This is a genomic window from Corynebacterium sp. Marseille-P4611, assembly GCF_916618765.1.
Classification (GTDB): Bacteria; Actinomycetota; Actinomycetes; order Mycobacteriales; family Mycobacteriaceae; genus Corynebacterium; species Corynebacterium marquesiae.
Genome location: NZ_CAKAKD010000001.1, coordinates 372,925 through 387,478 on the forward strand (window position 1 = coordinate 372,925; position 14,554 = coordinate 387,478).

Consider the following 14,554-nt stretch of genomic DNA (forward strand, 5'->3'; position numbering starts at 1 on the left):
ATCTTTCCACGAAACCCCTGGCCGGCCGAAGGAAAACGGCTTGATTTCTAGTGGTCGTGGAAACACTTCTTATGTTTCGGTTGAGTTTATCAGTGCGGCCATTTTCTCGGCTGGTGTTTGAAAGCCCAGGGTTTTGCGGGGGCGGCGGTTGAGTTGCATGGCGACGAATTCTAGGTCCGCTGCACTATGGACGCTTAGGTCTGTTCCTTTAGGGAAGTACTGCCTTAGTAGTCCATTGGTGTTTTCATTGGTGCCTCGCTGCCACGGCGAACCAGGATCGCAGAAGAACACGGGACACTTTGTAGCTACAGAAAAGGCCTTATGGCAGGCCATTTCACTTCCCTGATCCCAGGTAAGTGATCCTTTGAGATGATCTGGCAAGGTAGCAATCGCTTTAGTAAGTGCTTTATTTACTTCGGTAGCACTATGCCCATTAGGTAAATGCAGCAAGATGACATAGCGCGTGGTTCGCTCTACTAGCGTGCCAATTGCAGACTTATTACCCGCGCCTAAAATGAGGTCGCCTTCCCAATGACCTGGTACTGCTCGGTCGTCTACTTCTGCTGGCCGGTCGGAAATCATCACCATAGGGTCAACAAACCGCCTGCGGGCACTGCGCGTGCCACGAGGTCGACGTTGGGCGTGACCGCGACGCAGTGCAGCAGCGACTTCCTTTTTCAACTCACCTTTAGCCTGGAAATACAAAGACTGATAAATAGTTTCAGGACACACGTACATAGTCTCATCACCGGGGTAGCAGCTGCGCAACCTCCCAGAAATCTGCTCCGGCGAGTACCTATCTTTCACCATCGCCCAGACCACGGTGCGCAAACGTGGATTGGCATCAATCTTGCGCTTTTTCGGTCTAAACCTACGCAACACCGATTTACGGTGCGCATGCGTGGGAAGATACACCCCAAATTCATCCCGGTTGCGTTTAAGCTCCTTGCTGATAGTGCCAGCAGAGCGCTGAAGACGCCGAGCTATCTCACGTACACCTTTGCCTTGCCGGTCAAGGTCAAAGATGAGCTCGCGTTCTTCTACCGATAAGTAGCGCGAAGAAATACGCCTATCGATACGCTGTTGCGGAATAACCTGGACTGGAACTGCTTGGCGACCATCAACGTACTCAATTACCTGCATAAGCCTGTTATACAGCGCCACATCTGGGCCAGCCGGGACAAAAGGCACACGCCCAGTGGAAAGCTTAATGACACCTTTGTCTATATCAGCAGCATTACGCGGATGAATGCCACAGGCTAAAGCGGCATCTTTGCGGCCTAAAGCATTCGCGCGCAATTGCAGATAACTACACCGGTCAGTTGTGGCCGCAGCTTTTCGGCCATGCGGATTGCGCTTCCACAAACCAAGCTCAATACCGATGCGGTACACCGGAGAAGAGCCTATAGAAAGCTGGCGCGCAATATCCATCGGTGCCACACCTTCCAGCCACAGGCGAGCTATTTCCTCACAGTCATCCGAGCTAGTAGTCCTGCGGCGCTTGCGCGGCAAGTCCAACTCACCAGCAAGCCGATAAGCCACCGACCGCGCTAAACCAACCACCCCAGCAGCCGCCCGTATTGAACTACCAGCCCGAACCAACGACGCAAACCGCGCCACAACAGCAGAATCCGGAACCCATTTCGACTCCACACAATCACCTAACCCATGTCAGGTGTTTCCACGACCACTAGAAATCAAGGGAAAATAAGGCATGAAGAAACCCCGCCACCTGATGCCAGATGACGGGGTTTACTGTGCAGGGGCGACAGGACTCGAACCTGCAACCTACGGTTTTGGAGACCGTTGCGCTACCAATTGCGCCACGCCCCTATTCTTTTATTCCTCAATGCCTAAGCATCAAGCGTTGAAGACCTTACCAGAGCCATAGTTCCAATCCGAAACTAGGCACAGCCGGGACTGCCTTCAGCGCGGTAATAAAAAAGCGCCCTGCGGGCGCCTTTCTTTCCCGGTAGCGATGGCGAGAATTGAACTCGCGACACAGCGATTATGAGTCGCTTGCTCTACCACTGAGCTACACCGCCATATTCACCTCGGAGGAGTCCCTTCCTCCAAACATGAATGGAGCCCCCTGACAGAATCGAACTGTCGACCTTTTCCTTACCATGGAAACGCTCTGCCGACTGAGCTAAGGGGGCACATCCTAGCGTTGAACACATCGCTATTTCGTTGTGCTCTCCGTTGCGGACTCCAATAATCTAACCTGCTTTCAACGTTTTACACAAATCGCCATGTCAGAGCGTAAAAATGCATAGCTCTTGTGGCACCTTTTCGCGCCTATTGAAGGCAGTTAGAGAAACGGCATGGCAGCCCACCCCTGCGGGCTGCTCGGCCACGCCTTCTACCGTGCGTCGGTAGCCGCGCGAAGGCATGTGGATTGGGGGTTGTGGGAAAAAGGAGCGTCGGCAAGCGTGGACTGGGTGCGCTGAGGCTCTCCACGGTTGCTAAAAAGCTGCAAATAGTCCCATTGACTCGGGGTCCTGAGGGTTTAAGCTTGGTCTGTAAAATCCCCCTCCCCGTACCAAGGAGCGAAAATATGTCCGCTACGGATATTGCCACCCCACACATCAATCCGCAGGGCGCGCCCATTGCGGAAACCATCCTCCTGCCCGGTGACCCGCTGCGCGCGAAGTTCATCGCCGAGAACTTCCTGGAAGATACCGTCCAGTTCAACGGTGTGCGCAATATGCTGGGGTTTACCGGTACTTTTAACGGCAAGCCCATCTCCGTGATGGGCTCCGGCATGGGCATTCCCTCCATCGGCATCTACTCCTGGGAGCTCATCCACAACTACGGCGTAAAGAAGCTCATCCGTGTCGGCTCCATTGGCGCCATGCAGGAAGACATTGCGCTGCACGATGTCATCGTTGCTTCGTCCGCCTCCACCGATTCCAACTTCTTGAGCCAGTACAACCTACCGGGCAGCTACGCCCCCACCGCCTCGTGGAAGCTCCTCAAGGCTTTGGTGGATCAGGCCGAAAAGCAGCAGGCCCACATCCACGTAGGCAATATTTTGAGCTCGGATATCTTCTACAACTTTGACCAGAGCGTGAACGAGCGCTGGGCGCACATGGGTGTGCTCGGCGTAGAGATGGAATCCGCAGCGCTTTATGCCACCGCGGCTGAGGCCGGCGTCGACGCGCTGGGACTTTTCACCGTCTCCGACAACCTGGTGCACGATACCCACCTCTCCGCGGAGGAACGCCAGACCGCCTTCCGCACCATGATTGAACTCGCGCTTCCCCTGAACGCGCTCGACTAAAAGGAACCTCTCCCCCGTGACTTCCACCCACCCCACCGCTTCCCCGCAGGACAAGCGGCCAGGCTCCGCGCTAAACCCCAAGGTTGCCGTGCCCATCCTGCTTTTTGTCTTCGTCTTCTCGCTGGTTATTGATAACGGCTTTAAGACGATGACCATGCCGATCGCCGAGGCGCTGGACATCTCCGTTAAAACCGCCTCCCTCCAGGCTTCCCTCGCCGGCGTGATCATCGGCATCGGCGCCGTGGTCTACGCCGCGCTGGCGGATTCCATCTCCATCCGCAAGCTCATGCTCACCGGCGTTGTCCTCATCGCCGTGGGCTCGCTTTTGGCCTTCGCCTTTTCCAACTTCTGGCCCATGGTGCTCACCGGCCGCCTCATCCAAACCACGGGCCTTGCCGCCGCGGAAACGCTGTATGTCATTTACGTGACCAAGCACTTGAGCGAGGCCGATCAGAAGACCTACCTCGGCTTTTCCACCGCCGCCTTCCAAGCCGGGCTGCTCATTGGCGCGCTGACCTCCGGCTTTATTTCCACCTATGTCTCGTGGACGGCGATGTTCCTCATCCCGCTCATTCTCATCCTGGCCATCCCGCCGATCATCAAGCTGGTGCCAGAAGATGAGGCTGTGGAAGGCCACCTCGATGCCCTGGGCCTGTTTTTCATCGCGGCCTTCGCCACCGGCCTAACCATGTTTATGCAGGAATTCAACTGGGCATGGCTCATCTTTGCTTTCCTTGGCGTCGTGGGGTTTATCATCCACATCGGCGACGCCAAGCACCCCGTGGTCACCCCGGAATTCTTTACTAACGGCCGCTACGTGTGGACCATCCTCATGGTCTTCTTCGTCTACTCCACCCAGATGGGTTTTATCTTCCTGCTGCCATTTGCCGCGCACGACCTGCATGGCATGAACATCGATAAGGCCTCCCTGCTGATGATCCCGGGCTACGTTTGCGCCATCCTCATCGGTATTTTCTCCGGCAAGATCGGTGCGGTTTTATCCTCCCGCGCCACCATCTACACCGCCTTCGGCCTGGTTGCCGGCGCACTAGTGGTGGCCGCGCTCTTTGTGCAGCTTCACGTCGCCGTACTCATCCTGGCCATCGTGGCCTTTGCCTCTGGCTTTGCGCTGATGTACGCCCCGCTGGTCAATACCGCGCTGCGCAATATCACCGCCGCCAAGTCCGGCATCGCGATTGGCTTTTATAACCTGACCATCAATATCGCCATCCCGCTGGGCATTGCCTATACGGCGAAGCTGCAGGACCTCACCAGCTATAACACCGTGCTGTGGATCCTCGCGGCCGTCGCCGCCATCGGCATTGCCCTGTACATCGTCTCTGACCTCAAGATGGCCCGTTCCGAATCCCGCCTCACCCGCTAAGGAGAACAATTATGACTTCCCGCACCGACGTTGCATCCATCATCGACCACACCCTGCTCAAGCCGGAGGCCACCCCGGAACAGTTCCGCGCCTTGGTGAATGAGGCGGCCGAGCTGGGCACCTATTCCGTCTGTGTTTCCCCGTCCGCCCTGCCCATCGAGGTTCCTGATTCGCTGCATATTGCTACCGTCGTGGGCTTTCCTTCCGGTGCTGTAAAGCCGGAGACTAAGGCCGCTGAGGCGGCCCGCGCGGTTGCCGATGGTGCCGAAGAGGTGGACATGGTCATCAATATCCCGCTGGCCATCGAGGGCCGCGCCGAGGATCTGCAGGCCGAAATCCAGGCCGTGCGCGATGCTATCCCAGGCAAGGTGCTCAAGGTCATCATCGAGTCCGCCGCGCTTTCCGACGACGCCATTGTCCTCGCCTGCAAGGCCGCCGCAGCCGCCCAGGCGGACTTTGTGAAGACCTCCACTGGTTTCCACCCGGCCGGCGGCGCCTCCGTACACGCCGTTAAGCTCATGCGCGAGACCGTAGGCGACAAGCTAGGCGTGAAGGCCTCTGGCGGCATCCGCACCGCCAAGGATGCCTTGGCCATGATTGAGGCCGGCGCAACCCGCCTGGGCTTGTCTTCCTCCGCCAAGATCCTCGAGGAGCTCTAAGCCATGTCAAAGGCCGCCACCGTGGATTATGACTACGCCCGCACCTGGGCCGAGCACGACCCCGATCCGGACACCGCCCGCCAGGTGATGACCTGGATTGAAGAGGGCAATACCGACGAGCTCGCCGCCGCCTTCGCCGGTCCCCTCGCCTTCGGCACCGCGGGCCTGCGCGCCGCCGTGGGCGCGGGCGAGTCCCGCATGAATCGCGCCGTGGTCATCCGCACCACCTATGGACTAATCTCCTGGCTCAAACAGCACGTAGACACCCCAGTGGTAGCCATTGGTTGCGATGCCCGCCACGGCTCCGCGCAGTTCCAGCGCGATGCCGCACAGGTCATCTCCGCGGCCGGCGGCAAGGCCTTGGTTCTGCCAGCGCAGAACCCCACTCCGCTGACCGCCTTCACGGTCCGCTCGCTCAAGGCGGATGCCGGCATTATGGTCACTGCCTCGCATAACCCGCCGGCCGATAATGGCTACAAGGTCTACCTGGGCGGCCGCATCGCCACCGGCCCGGCAGAAGGCGTACAGCTGGTTTCGCCCGCCGATGCCGAAATCGCCACCGCCATCGCCGCGGCACCCCATGCCGATGAAGTCCCGCTATCCACCGAGAACATCGCGGACGTCGATACCCGCGCCGAGTACCTCGACCGCGCCGCACAGCTCGTGGGTGCACATACCGATGTCACCATCGCGCTGACCGCCATGCACGGCGTCGGCGCCGCCTTGGGCGAAAAGCTGCTGACCCGCTGCGGGTTCCGCGTCTCGCTGGTTCCTGAACAGGCCCAACCGGATCCCGATTTCCCCACCGTTTCCTTCCCCAACCCGGAAGAGCCGGGTGCCCTCGACCTCGGCATCCGCCACGCTGAGGAGATCGGTGCCGATATTCTTATCGCTTATGACCCGGATGCGGATCGCTGCGCCGCCGCCGTGCCCACGTCCTCAGGCACGTGGCGCCAGCTCACCGGCGATGAAACCGGCGCCCTTTTGGGCGACTATCTTGCCCGCCAGGGTGCGACAGGCAACTTCGCCAACTCGCTCGTCTCCTCCCGCCTGCTCAGGCGCATCGCCGCCCACTATAGCCTCGGCCACAAAGAGACGCTCACCGGTTTCAAGTGGATCGCCCGCACCCCAGACCTCGCCTTTGGTTATGAGGAAGCCATTGGTTTCTGCCCGGACCCCACCGCTGTCCGCGACAAGGACGGCGTTGCTACCTCCGTAGTGCTCGCCAGCCTCGCAGCCGAATGCAAGGCCGCAGGAACCACCTTGCTAGAGCGCCTAGAAGGCATCTACGCCACCGTGGGCGCCCTCTACACCCAGCCGCTGACCTTCCGCGTCGATGACCTCAGCATCATCGCCCAAGCGATGGATAAGGTCGCATCTACCCCGCCCGCTGAACTGGCTGGCTCGCCCGTGGCGAAGGTAGAGAAATTCGCCCAAGGCTCCAAATTTTTCACCGACAACAATGACCGAGTCATCGTGCGCCCCTCCGGTACCGAGCCGAAGCTGAAGTGCTACCTCGAATCCCCCGACGCCGACCGCCTCGATGCCATTGCGGCCGACCTGCGCGCCTACTTCGGGATTTAAACCCCTCCCCGCTCCGCGCTCTCTAACTGGTCCTTCCGGGATTGCTTAGGGCCAATGAGGGTGCGGACTAGTGGGCTTGCTGCCGCCAGACCCACCGCCGCAGTACCAACTATCGATTCCGGTGGGTCAAAAAGAACGAGTATCGCCGGTATAAGGATGAGCGCGCCGAAAATGACACCTACGGTTGTAAAGAGCCGTACTTTTGATTCAAATATCGCGTACTCGAAAGATTCTGCTGTAACTTTCCTATCGAGGACAATATCTGCATGAGCGTCCTCCATAATCCGATCGCCTGCGCCCGGCTGAATGTCATTGTGCTGTTTGATTATCTGTGGATGCGGAGTTGGCCCCTGAAGCGCCCACACAGCAATTTGGTCATCAAGGTTAGAAAGCCTATTTACGCCAGGGAGCGCTCCTCCAACTGGTGGGAAATCGCTACGTTTATTTTCCGGTGCGCCCGATAACTGCGAGTCCGATTGCGCAGATGCGCTTGCTGCGCTGCCTGCGCTACTCGCTGGCTTTGAAATAGGTGAATCTCGTTTACCCCGTCCAGCATCGTTCGGATCTTCTTCATATCCCATATCCTATCGCTTAACCCCGTACCTTCATCTCTACAGTGACTTTCTGTGCCTGATGGTATGGCTACCGAGCACGCCTGTTTGTACACAGCGCCTTAGAAAGGTGTAGTTTGCTGGTCCTGAAGGCCAAAATGAGAGGAGTTAAAGATTAAAGGACCCCACCATTCATCCTTAACAGTTTTGCTAAAGATTGCAGTTGGTATTTCATCATTGCTCTGCCTCGGCTAGGCGGAATCAAGCGGTGGATGCGCCACGCTTGAATAGTTCGTTAAGTATTTCACGTGGGGTTGCGCCGCCGAGGATTTGTCGGGGTGTTTCGTTGAGCTCATTTTGCACCCACGCGACATGTTCGGGTGTGACGGTGGCAAAGTCGGTGCCCTTTTTGTAGAACCTGCGCCTGATCTCGCCGTTGGTGTTCTCGTTGGTTGGTCTCTGCCACGGTGAGTGCGGTTCACAGAAAAACACCTGGCAGCCGTCTTTAATCTGGACTTGTGCTGTGACAGCCATTTCTGCGCCTTGGTCCCATGTGATGGTCTTTAGCTGCTCGGTGTTGAGGTCTTTGACCATGTCCTGCAGGGTTGCGACCACGGTGTGTGAACTGTGCTCATCGGGAAGGTGTCCAAGCAGGGTGTAACGGCTGGTGCGCTCTACTAGGGTAATCAGCGCGCTTTTGCCACCTTTACCAATAACAAGGTCGCCCTCCCAGTGCCCGGGAATAGCCCTGTCATCAGCTTCCGGGCTGCGGTGGGTGATCTCAGCACCTTTGATCCAAGGGCGACCGGTTAACACGCCAGCGTTTCGGGCACGACGCTTGCGTGTTGAGCCGCCGCGGATAAGTACGTCTTTAGTCTTCATGACTTCTTCAAGCTCGGCTCGCAGGCTGCCTTTGCCTTGAATGTATAAGGCACTGTAGATCACTTCGTGGGAAATACGCATGCTTTCATCATCGCTGAAAGCATGCTCAAGCCATGCACTAATGCGCCCAGGTGACCACCTGCGGGCAAGGCAATCGACTACTACACCCCGAAGCGTTGGGCTTTCATCGAGCTTGCGTAGTTTTGGCCGCACCATCCGACCAGCAGTAGAAACAGCAGCGTTGTGGGCGTTATACCGCAGCTGCTCTGTGCCGTCCTCATCGACGATCTTCCAACCATTACGGGTGATTTCACGAGCGACGACACTGTGGTGCCTATTTATTTTCTGCGCGATGGCTCGTGCCGAATCACCGACACGACATCCCGCTTCAATAGCAACACGGTCTTCAACAGTAAGCCTGCGACCACGCCCTACTAAGGCGTGTTTGTCGAATACGCCGCTAGGAAATCCATCAACGGCTTGAGTTTTCATCGGTGCTGGCATAACAGAATCTTTACCCAGCTTCTTGCCTGTATCTGGCAAAGACACCACCGCCTCATCAGGCGTTCGACGATGTCGCTGCCGGCGTAACTTCGCATACCGCTGCTTCCTTATCCACCCATACACGGTAGAAGGATGCACACCGATAGCATCAGCCACTGTCTGACAGCTCTCACCAGCAAGCACTCGCTCCACGGCCTGGGCACGTTCATCAGGTGACAAGTGGGCGCGTCTAGGCCGCACTTCGATTACACCAGCTTTCTTTAACCTGCTGTGAAGCAAGCCAGTCGATATTCCAACAGTCTGTGCTGCTTGACTGATCGACATACCTGCACGCACCAACCCAACAGCCTCACGGACAAACGGATCACGCAAACGACTCGCACGCCTGCCTGGAGGTTCGACACCTCTTACCCTCAACCAACCGTAAACCGATTCGGGGCCTACACCCACATCACGCGCGACCAGGCTAACTGCCTCGCCTGCCACCACGCGCTCAACAGCAGCATCCTTAACATCCTTCGGAGTCCAACGCGTCACAACTACCTCCCGGTCGAAGTGGCGCATTCACCCCTTGACAGCACGCTATTTCATTGGCGGTTTGAATGCGGTATACGTTGCCAAGACCCTGGCGGGATCGGATTCCACCTCATTGCCAGATATTTCTCGCAGGCTAGGAAATGGCTTTTTCTACTTCAAGCCCGTTGCCACAACATCCAGGAGTCCAATTGTTTCATGCCGATTTAGAGCACTACTTAGCCATTGTTGAGCGGGTTTATGTTGCGGTGCAGCGGAGTGGAAGGCATAAACGAGAATGTTGACATCAGGAATGATCATCGAGTACCGCCCACACAGCTTCTTTGTTGCTGAGATCAACTAGAGCCGGTCCGCCGCAATCGAAGGAGGGCAGGTTAACGGGGGTGTCTTCGGTACTGATGCGGGCTTCCTTCTTGAGGGCAGCGCGGACCGCCTCTTCGACGTATGAGCTCAAAGTGACATTGTTGGCTTTGGCTTGGATCTTCGTTTCTTCAAGGAGTTTCGGCGGGAGGTTTATCGTCGTGCGCATACCTTTAGGGTAGAAAGCATCAAGTCATCATTCAAGAGGTGCAATGATGTATCTGCCTTCAGGAAGCCGTGAAAGGTTGACTGGTGTCTTAATTCAGTGCGAGCGTCAGGATCAGTACTCCGATGGAGAATGCGAGCATGCCTAAGCAGTTGATCCAGAATGCGCTACCGAGGAAGTGGGCGCGGACATGGGCTGCTGCGGCCGCGCAGAAATAGGCGATGACTCCAATCATGGCTGTGATTCCTACGCCGGGGAACCAGAGGCCGGCAATGAGTCCTACGGCGGCGAGGCACTTGATGACAATGAGCGCCCACCACCAGTCCTTGGGGAGTTTGACGCCGCTGAGGCAGGCTTCGATGAAGGGGACTGGTTTGAGGGAGAGGGCGGCGTCGCCAAGCAGAATGGCTGCTAGTAGAAGGGAGGGCCAGGCTGGGGAAGATTCTAGGATCATTGGGTTACTCCGAATGCGGTGTTGAGGCGTTCGATCGATGAGGCGGCTTGGGATGTGAGGTGCTCGGTGTCGTAGATTCCGGCGGCCCAGCCGATGAGTAAGCCGAGGTAGACGTTGTACAGCAGGTCGGCGTACTCGGCCGCATCGGCGCTGCTGAGCCTGGTGCCGAGTCGCAGGGTGATTTCATCGGTCAGGAGCGTTTTGAGTGCGGTGAGCGCTTCGCCTTGATTGCCTTGTTGGATGAGTGCTGCGCCAAAGGCGCGGGAGAGCTCTTCGTGGCCGGTAAACATCTGGAGGAAAGGTCTCAGGACATCGAGAAGGCTATCGGATTGTCCCCGGATGTCATCGTGGAGTTCTGAAATGTGTTGGCCAATGGTGCGGATGAGCAGCGTTTGTTTGTCGCCGACTCCCATGACGGTTCCCACGCTAACGCCAGCTTCGGATGCGATAGTCCGGATGCTGGTGGTGGCGTAGCCCTGAGTGAGGAAGAGTTCGTAGGCGGTGGCTAGGACCTTGCTGACGGTGCCAGCTTTGGCGGCCGAGCGCGATGAGTGAACGTGTTCAGTGAACATGTTCAAAAGGGTAGCTCTTGATGGTTTCGAGGTCAATGACGCCGAAGTGTTGACAGTTGGCGCTAGGCCAGCGTGGGGAAGACGCGGTCGCGCAGCAGGTGTGCAAGCTCGCGGTCGGGGGCTGCTGGGTTGACCCAGGCGGTGTCGCCGATTTCGGCGGCGGCATGGGGTTCGTCGGCGGTGACGGTGCGGGTGTAGGTGAAGATGGTGCCGACGACGACCTCGCCCGGTTCGTTGGCGGCGGGAGCGTCGAAGGTGCCGAGTTTGTTGAGGCTCTCGGCGTCGAGGGTGAGGCCTACTTCTTCGGCAACTTCGCGCAGGGCGGCGTCGACAAGCGCCTCGCCCGCCTCGGGCTTGCCGCCGGGCAGTTGGTACTTGGTGGAGGACTTCTTGCGCACGGTAAGCACGTGGCCTTGTGGGTTGCGGATGACGACGGCTGCTACTTCAATCATGGCTGCTGATTGTAGGCGGCCTAGAGCAGCGGCAGGAGCACGAGGGCGAGATTGAGTGCGATGACCAGCGCGGCAAGCGTCCAGCCCACGGCCATAGACCAGGGTTTCGCGGCGAACTCACCCATGACGTCCCGGGAGCCGGCATAGCGGAAAAGCGGGATGATGGCGAAGGGGATGCCCAGGGAAAGAAGTGCCTGGCTGACCACCAGTGCCATAGTGGGGTCGACCCCGCAGCCGATGATGACCAGCGCCGGGATGAGCGTGACCAGGCGGCGGACTAGTAGGGGGACCTTGATGTGAAGCAGGCCGTCCATGATTTCGGAGCCGGCGTAGGCGCCCACTGACGTCGAGGCGAGGCCGCTGGCCAGCAGGCCGATGGCGAAGAGAACGCCGGCCAGCGGGCCGAGGTGGCTGGCAATCGCCGTGTGGGCCCCGGAGATGGTCTCTGTGCCGTCCACGCCGTAGAGGGCCGAGCCCGCCAGGACCAGCAGGCCCACGTTGACGAGCCCGGCGATGGACAGCGCCACGGCGATGTCCGCGCGGGTGCCGGCCAACACGTGGGGGATTTCCAGGTCGGGGTAGCGCTGCTTGGTCAGGGAGGAGTGTAGGTAAATGGCGTGCGGCATGACGGTGGCGCCCAACATGGAGGCGGCCAGCAGGATGCTGTCCTTGCCCTCTAGGCGGGGGATGAGGCCGCCGGCCACGTCGGCGGGGTCGGGCGGGGCGATGGCGAGGCCGGCAAGGAAGCCGATGCAGATGACCAGGAGCAGGCCGATGACAAGCCCCTCGAACCACTGGTTCTTCTTCTGGAAGATGAGGAGAATGATGGAGACCGCGCCGATGATGAGCGCGCCCGCGAACAGGGGGAGGTTGAAGAGGAGTTGCAGGGCAATGGCGCCGCCGATGACTTCGGCGAGGTCGGTGGCCGCGGCGATGAGCTCGGCCTGGGCCCACATGCCTAGGCGCGCGCGGCGGGAGAGACGCTCGCCCATGATTTCCGGCAGGGAGCGGTGGGTGACTAGGCCCAGTTTGGCGGAGTGGTACTGGATGAACATGGCCATGAGGTTGGCCACGACGAGTACCCACACCAGGAGGTAGCCGTAGTGGGAGCCGGCGCTGATGTTGGCGGCTACGTTGCCGGGGTCGACGTAAGCCACTGCAGCAACGAAGGCGGGGCCGGTGAGGCTGATTAAGGTCTTACGCATAGGCATCTCCATACCAAAAGTTCAACTACTTGAAGTCTAGTTTTCATCGCCATATGTTCAAGCCAGGGCGTGCTGTCAAGGGGTGAATGCGCCACTTCGACCGGGAGGTAGTTGTGACGCGTTGGACTCCGAAGGATGTTAAGGATGCTGCTGTTGAGCGCGTGGTGGCAGGCGAGGCAGTTAGCCTGGTCGCGCGTGATGTGGGTGTAGGCCCCGAATCGGTTTACGGTTGGTTGAGGGTAAGAGGTGTCGAACCTCCAGGCAGGCGTGCGAGTCGTTTGCGTGATCCGTTTGTCCGTGAGGCTGTTGGGTTGGTGCGTGCAGGTATGTCGATCAGTCAAGCAGCACAGACTGTTGGAATATCGACTGGCTTGCTTCACAGCAGGTTAAAGAAAGCTGGTGTAATCGAAGTGCGGCCTAGACGCGCCCACTTGTCACCTGATAAACGTGCCCAGGCCGTGGAGCGAGTGCTTGCTGGTGAGAGCTGTCAGACAGTGGCTGATGCTATCGGTGTGCATCCTTCTACCGTGTATGGGTGGATAAGGAAGCAGCGGTATGCGAAGTTACGCCGGCAGCGACATCGTCGAACGCCTGATGAGGCGGTGGTGTCTTTGCCAGATACAGGCAAGAAGCTGGGTAAAGATTCTGTTATGCCAGCACCGATGAAAACTCAAGCCGTTGATGGATTTCCTAGCGGCGTATTCGACAAACACGCCTTAGTAGGGCGTGGTCGCAGGCTTACTGTTGAAGACCGTGTTGCTATTGAAGCGGGATGTCGTGTCGGTGATTCGGCACGAGCCATCGCGCAGAAAATAAATAGGCACCACAGTGTCGTCGCTCGTGAAATCACCCGTAATGGTTGGAAGATCGTCGATGAGGACGGCACAGAGCAGCTGCGGTATAACGCCCACAACGCTGCTGTTTCTACTGCTGGTCGGATGGTGCGGCCAAAACTACGCAAGCTCGATGAAAGCCCAACGCTTCGGGGTGTAGTAGTCGATTGCCTTGCCCGCAGGTGGTCACCTGGGCGCATTAGTGCATGGCTTGAGCATGCTTTCAGCGATGATGAAAGCATGCGTATTTCCCACGAAGCGATCTACAGTGCCTTATACATTCAAGGCAAAGGCAGCCTGCGAGCCGAGCTTGAAGAAGTCATGAAGACTAAAGACGTACTTATCCGCGGCGGCTCAACACGCAAGCGTCGTGCCCGAAACGCTGGCGTGTTAACCGGTCGCCCTTGGATCAAAGGTGCTGAGATCACCCACCGCAGCCCGGAAGCTGATGACAGGGCTATTCCCGGGCACTGGGAGGGCGACCTTGTTATTGGTAAAGGTGGCAAAAGCGCGCTGATTACCCTAGTAGAGCGCACCAGCCGTTACACCCTGCTTGGACACCTTCCCGATGAGCACAGTTCACACACCGTGGTCGCAACCCTGCAGGACATGGTCAAAGACCTCAACACCGAGCAGCTAAAGACCATCACATGGGACCAAGGCGCAGAAATGGCTGTCACAGCACAAGTCCAGATTAAAGACGGCTGCCAGGTGTTTTTCTGTGAACCGCACTCACCGTGGCAGAGACCAACCAACGAGAACACCAACGGCGAGATCAGGCGCAGGTTCTACAAAAAGGGCACCGACTTTGCCACCGTCACACCCGAACATGTCGCGTGGGTGCAAAATGAGCTCAACGAAACACCCCGACAAATCCTCGGCGGCGCAACCCCACGTGAAATACTTAACGAACTATTCAAGCGTGGCGCATCCACCGCTTGATTCCGCCGGGGATCGCTGGGGTTTTCTTAGTTGTTTTCCTCGCCAGTGCTTATGCGGTGTGGCACAAGGCTAAAAGCTCCCGCAGGGTTAAGGGTCAAAAAGTGTGTCCGGAATCGCGGATTTTCACGGATTGACCTGTAGGTTTCCGGAAAGTATATGCTCCGGAAGCATATATCTAGCCCCCGACGG

The 14,554-nt window shown here is 58.1% G+C and carries 12 protein-coding genes, 3 tRNA genes and 4 pseudogenes; 6 read left to right on the plus strand and 13 right to left on the minus strand.

What is annotated here, in order from left to right; translation table 11 throughout:
- Positions 1 to 69: 69 nt before the first annotated feature.
- The 4 genes from LG376_RS01870 to LG376_RS01885 all read right to left on the minus strand — a co-directional run bounded on the left by LG376_RS01870 (position 70) and on the right by LG376_RS01885 (position 2,159).
- Positions 70 to 1,143 carry an IS30 family transposase gene (locus tag LG376_RS01870; protein ID WP_225747348.1) on the minus strand — a complete coding sequence of 358 codons (1,074 nt, stop codon included), beginning with the start codon at positions 1,141 to 1,143 and terminating at the stop codon, positions 70 to 72.
- A gap of 617 nt (positions 1,144 to 1,760) precedes the next feature.
- Positions 1,761 to 1,833: transfer RNA gene (locus LG376_RS01875), tRNA-Trp, on the minus strand.
- Between the two features lie 140 nt (positions 1,834 to 1,973).
- A tRNA-Met gene (locus LG376_RS01880) sits at positions 1,974 to 2,045 on the minus strand.
- A 38-nt stretch (positions 2,046 to 2,083) separates the two neighbouring features.
- A tRNA-Thr gene (locus tag LG376_RS01885) sits at positions 2,084 to 2,159 on the minus strand.
- A 398-nt stretch (positions 2,160 to 2,557) separates the two neighbouring features.
- On the opposite strand from LG376_RS01885, the gene deoD reads away from it, so the two are divergent.
- Genes deoD through LG376_RS01905 form a run of 4 tightly spaced genes read left to right on the plus strand, consistent with a single transcriptional unit; the run spans position 2,558 to position 6,910 of the window.
- Positions 2,558 to 3,283 carry a purine-nucleoside phosphorylase gene (deoD, locus tag LG376_RS01890; RefSeq protein WP_225746006.1) on the plus strand — a complete coding sequence of 242 codons (726 nt, stop codon included), beginning with the start codon at positions 2,558 to 2,560 and terminating at the stop codon, positions 3,281 to 3,283.
- Positions 3,284 to 3,299: 16 nt separating this feature from the next.
- A complete protein-coding gene (locus LG376_RS01895; protein ID WP_225746007.1) occupies positions 3,300 to 4,667 on the plus strand; it encodes an MFS transporter in 1,368 nt (455 codons plus the stop codon).
- 11 nt (positions 4,668 to 4,678) lie between these two features.
- Entirely contained in the window at positions 4,679 to 5,326 is a 648-nt protein-coding gene (gene deoC, locus LG376_RS01900; RefSeq protein ID WP_225746008.1) for a deoxyribose-phosphate aldolase, read from the plus strand.
- A 3-nt stretch (positions 5,327 to 5,329) separates the two neighbouring features.
- Positions 5,330 to 6,910, plus strand: a complete 1,581-nt coding sequence (locus tag LG376_RS01905) for a phospho-sugar mutase (RefSeq protein WP_225746009.1) — start codon at positions 5,330 to 5,332, stop codon at positions 6,908 to 6,910.
- Here the strand turns inward: LG376_RS01905 and LG376_RS12635 are convergent.
- The 9 genes and pseudogenes from LG376_RS12635 to LG376_RS01945 all read right to left on the minus strand — a co-directional run bounded on the left by LG376_RS12635 (position 6,907) and on the right by LG376_RS01945 (position 12,590).
- The gene (locus LG376_RS12635) at positions 6,907 to 7,275 is read right to left on the minus strand and encodes a DUF2335 domain-containing protein (RefSeq protein WP_350309421.1); all 369 of its coding nucleotides are present in this window, start codon (positions 7,273 to 7,275) and stop codon (positions 6,907 to 6,909) included. The two genes, LG376_RS01905 and LG376_RS12635, sit on opposite strands and share 4 nt — an antisense overlap.
- 32 nt (positions 7,276 to 7,307) lie before the next feature.
- Complete coding sequence (locus LG376_RS01910) at positions 7,308 to 7,484, minus strand: hypothetical protein (protein WP_005322912.1); 177 nt, start codon at positions 7,482 to 7,484, stop codon at positions 7,308 to 7,310.
- A 238-nt stretch (positions 7,485 to 7,722) separates the two neighbouring features.
- Positions 7,723 to 8,942 (minus strand): annotated as a pseudogene (locus LG376_RS01915) (IS30-like element IS1513 family transposase).
- A gap of 19 nt (positions 8,943 to 8,961) precedes the next feature.
- Positions 8,962 to 9,411, minus strand: a pseudogene (locus LG376_RS12640) (helix-turn-helix domain-containing protein); the annotation flags it as partial.
- A gap of 256 nt (positions 9,412 to 9,667) precedes the next feature.
- Complete coding sequence (locus tag LG376_RS01925) at positions 9,668 to 9,910, minus strand: hypothetical protein (protein WP_005322913.1); 243 nt, start codon at positions 9,908 to 9,910, stop codon at positions 9,668 to 9,670.
- Between the two features lie 88 nt (positions 9,911 to 9,998).
- Positions 9,999 to 10,361 carry a DoxX family protein gene (locus LG376_RS01930; protein WP_005292602.1) on the minus strand — a complete coding sequence of 121 codons (363 nt, stop codon included), beginning with the start codon at positions 10,359 to 10,361 and terminating at the stop codon, positions 9,999 to 10,001.
- Complete coding sequence (locus LG376_RS01935; RefSeq protein WP_005292598.1) at positions 10,358 to 10,933, minus strand: TetR/AcrR family transcriptional regulator; 576 nt, start codon at positions 10,931 to 10,933, stop codon at positions 10,358 to 10,360. Before LG376_RS01935 ends, LG376_RS01930 begins: the two co-directional genes overlap by 4 nt.
- 62 nt (positions 10,934 to 10,995) lie before the next feature.
- Positions 10,996 to 11,385 (minus strand): NUDIX domain-containing protein, encoded by a 390-nt coding sequence (locus tag LG376_RS01940; RefSeq protein WP_005292595.1) that lies wholly within the window; start codon positions 11,383 to 11,385, stop codon positions 10,996 to 10,998.
- 20 nt (positions 11,386 to 11,405) lie between these two features.
- Positions 11,406 to 12,590, minus strand: coding sequence for an Nramp family divalent metal transporter (locus LG376_RS01945; protein WP_011272788.1), 1,185 nt, complete (start codon positions 12,588 to 12,590; stop codon positions 11,406 to 11,408).
- Between the two features lie 326 nt (positions 12,591 to 12,916).
- On the opposite strand from LG376_RS01945, the pseudogene LG376_RS01950 reads away from it, so the two are divergent.
- A pseudogene (locus tag LG376_RS01950) lies at positions 12,917 to 13,126 on the plus strand (helix-turn-helix domain-containing protein); the annotation flags it as partial.
- 19 nt (positions 13,127 to 13,145) lie between these two features.
- Positions 13,146 to 14,365, plus strand: a pseudogene (locus tag LG376_RS01955) (IS30-like element IS1513 family transposase).
- The last annotated feature ends 189 nt before the right edge of the window (positions 14,366 to 14,554 follow it).

Excerpts from the sequence above, each read along its gene's own strand:
- LG376_RS01930 (WP_005292602.1), bottom strand. The coding sequence starts at position 10,361 with ATGATCCTAGAATCTTCCCCAGCCTGGCCCTCCCTTCTACTAGCAGCC.
- LG376_RS01925 (WP_005322913.1), bottom strand. The coding sequence starts at position 9,910 with ATGCGCACGACGATAAACCTCCCGCCGAAACTCCTTGAAGAAACGAAG.
- deoC (WP_225746008.1), top strand. The coding sequence starts at position 4,679 with ATGACTTCCCGCACCGACGTTGCATCCATCATCGACCACACCCTGCTC.
- LG376_RS01945 (WP_011272788.1), bottom strand. The coding sequence starts at position 12,590 with ATGCGTAAGACCTTAATCAGCCTCACCGGCCCCGCCTTCGTTGCTGCA.
- LG376_RS01940 (WP_005292595.1), bottom strand. The coding sequence starts at position 11,385 with ATGATTGAAGTAGCAGCCGTCGTCATCCGCAACCCACAAGGCCACGTG.
- deoD (WP_225746006.1), top strand. The coding sequence starts at position 2,558 with ATGTCCGCTACGGATATTGCCACCCCACACATCAATCCGCAGGGCGCG.
- LG376_RS01870 (WP_225747348.1), bottom strand. The coding sequence starts at position 1,143 with ATGCAGGTAATTGAGTACGTTGATGGTCGCCAAGCAGTTCCAGTCCAG.
- LG376_RS01935 (WP_005292598.1), bottom strand. The coding sequence starts at position 10,933 with ATGTTCACTGAACACGTTCACTCATCGCGCTCGGCCGCCAAAGCTGGC.
- LG376_RS01910 (WP_005322912.1), bottom strand. The coding sequence starts at position 7,484 with ATGAAGAAGATCCGAACGATGCTGGACGGGGTAAACGAGATTCACCTA.
- LG376_RS01905 (WP_225746009.1), top strand. The coding sequence starts at position 5,330 with ATGTCAAAGGCCGCCACCGTGGATTATGACTACGCCCGCACCTGGGCC.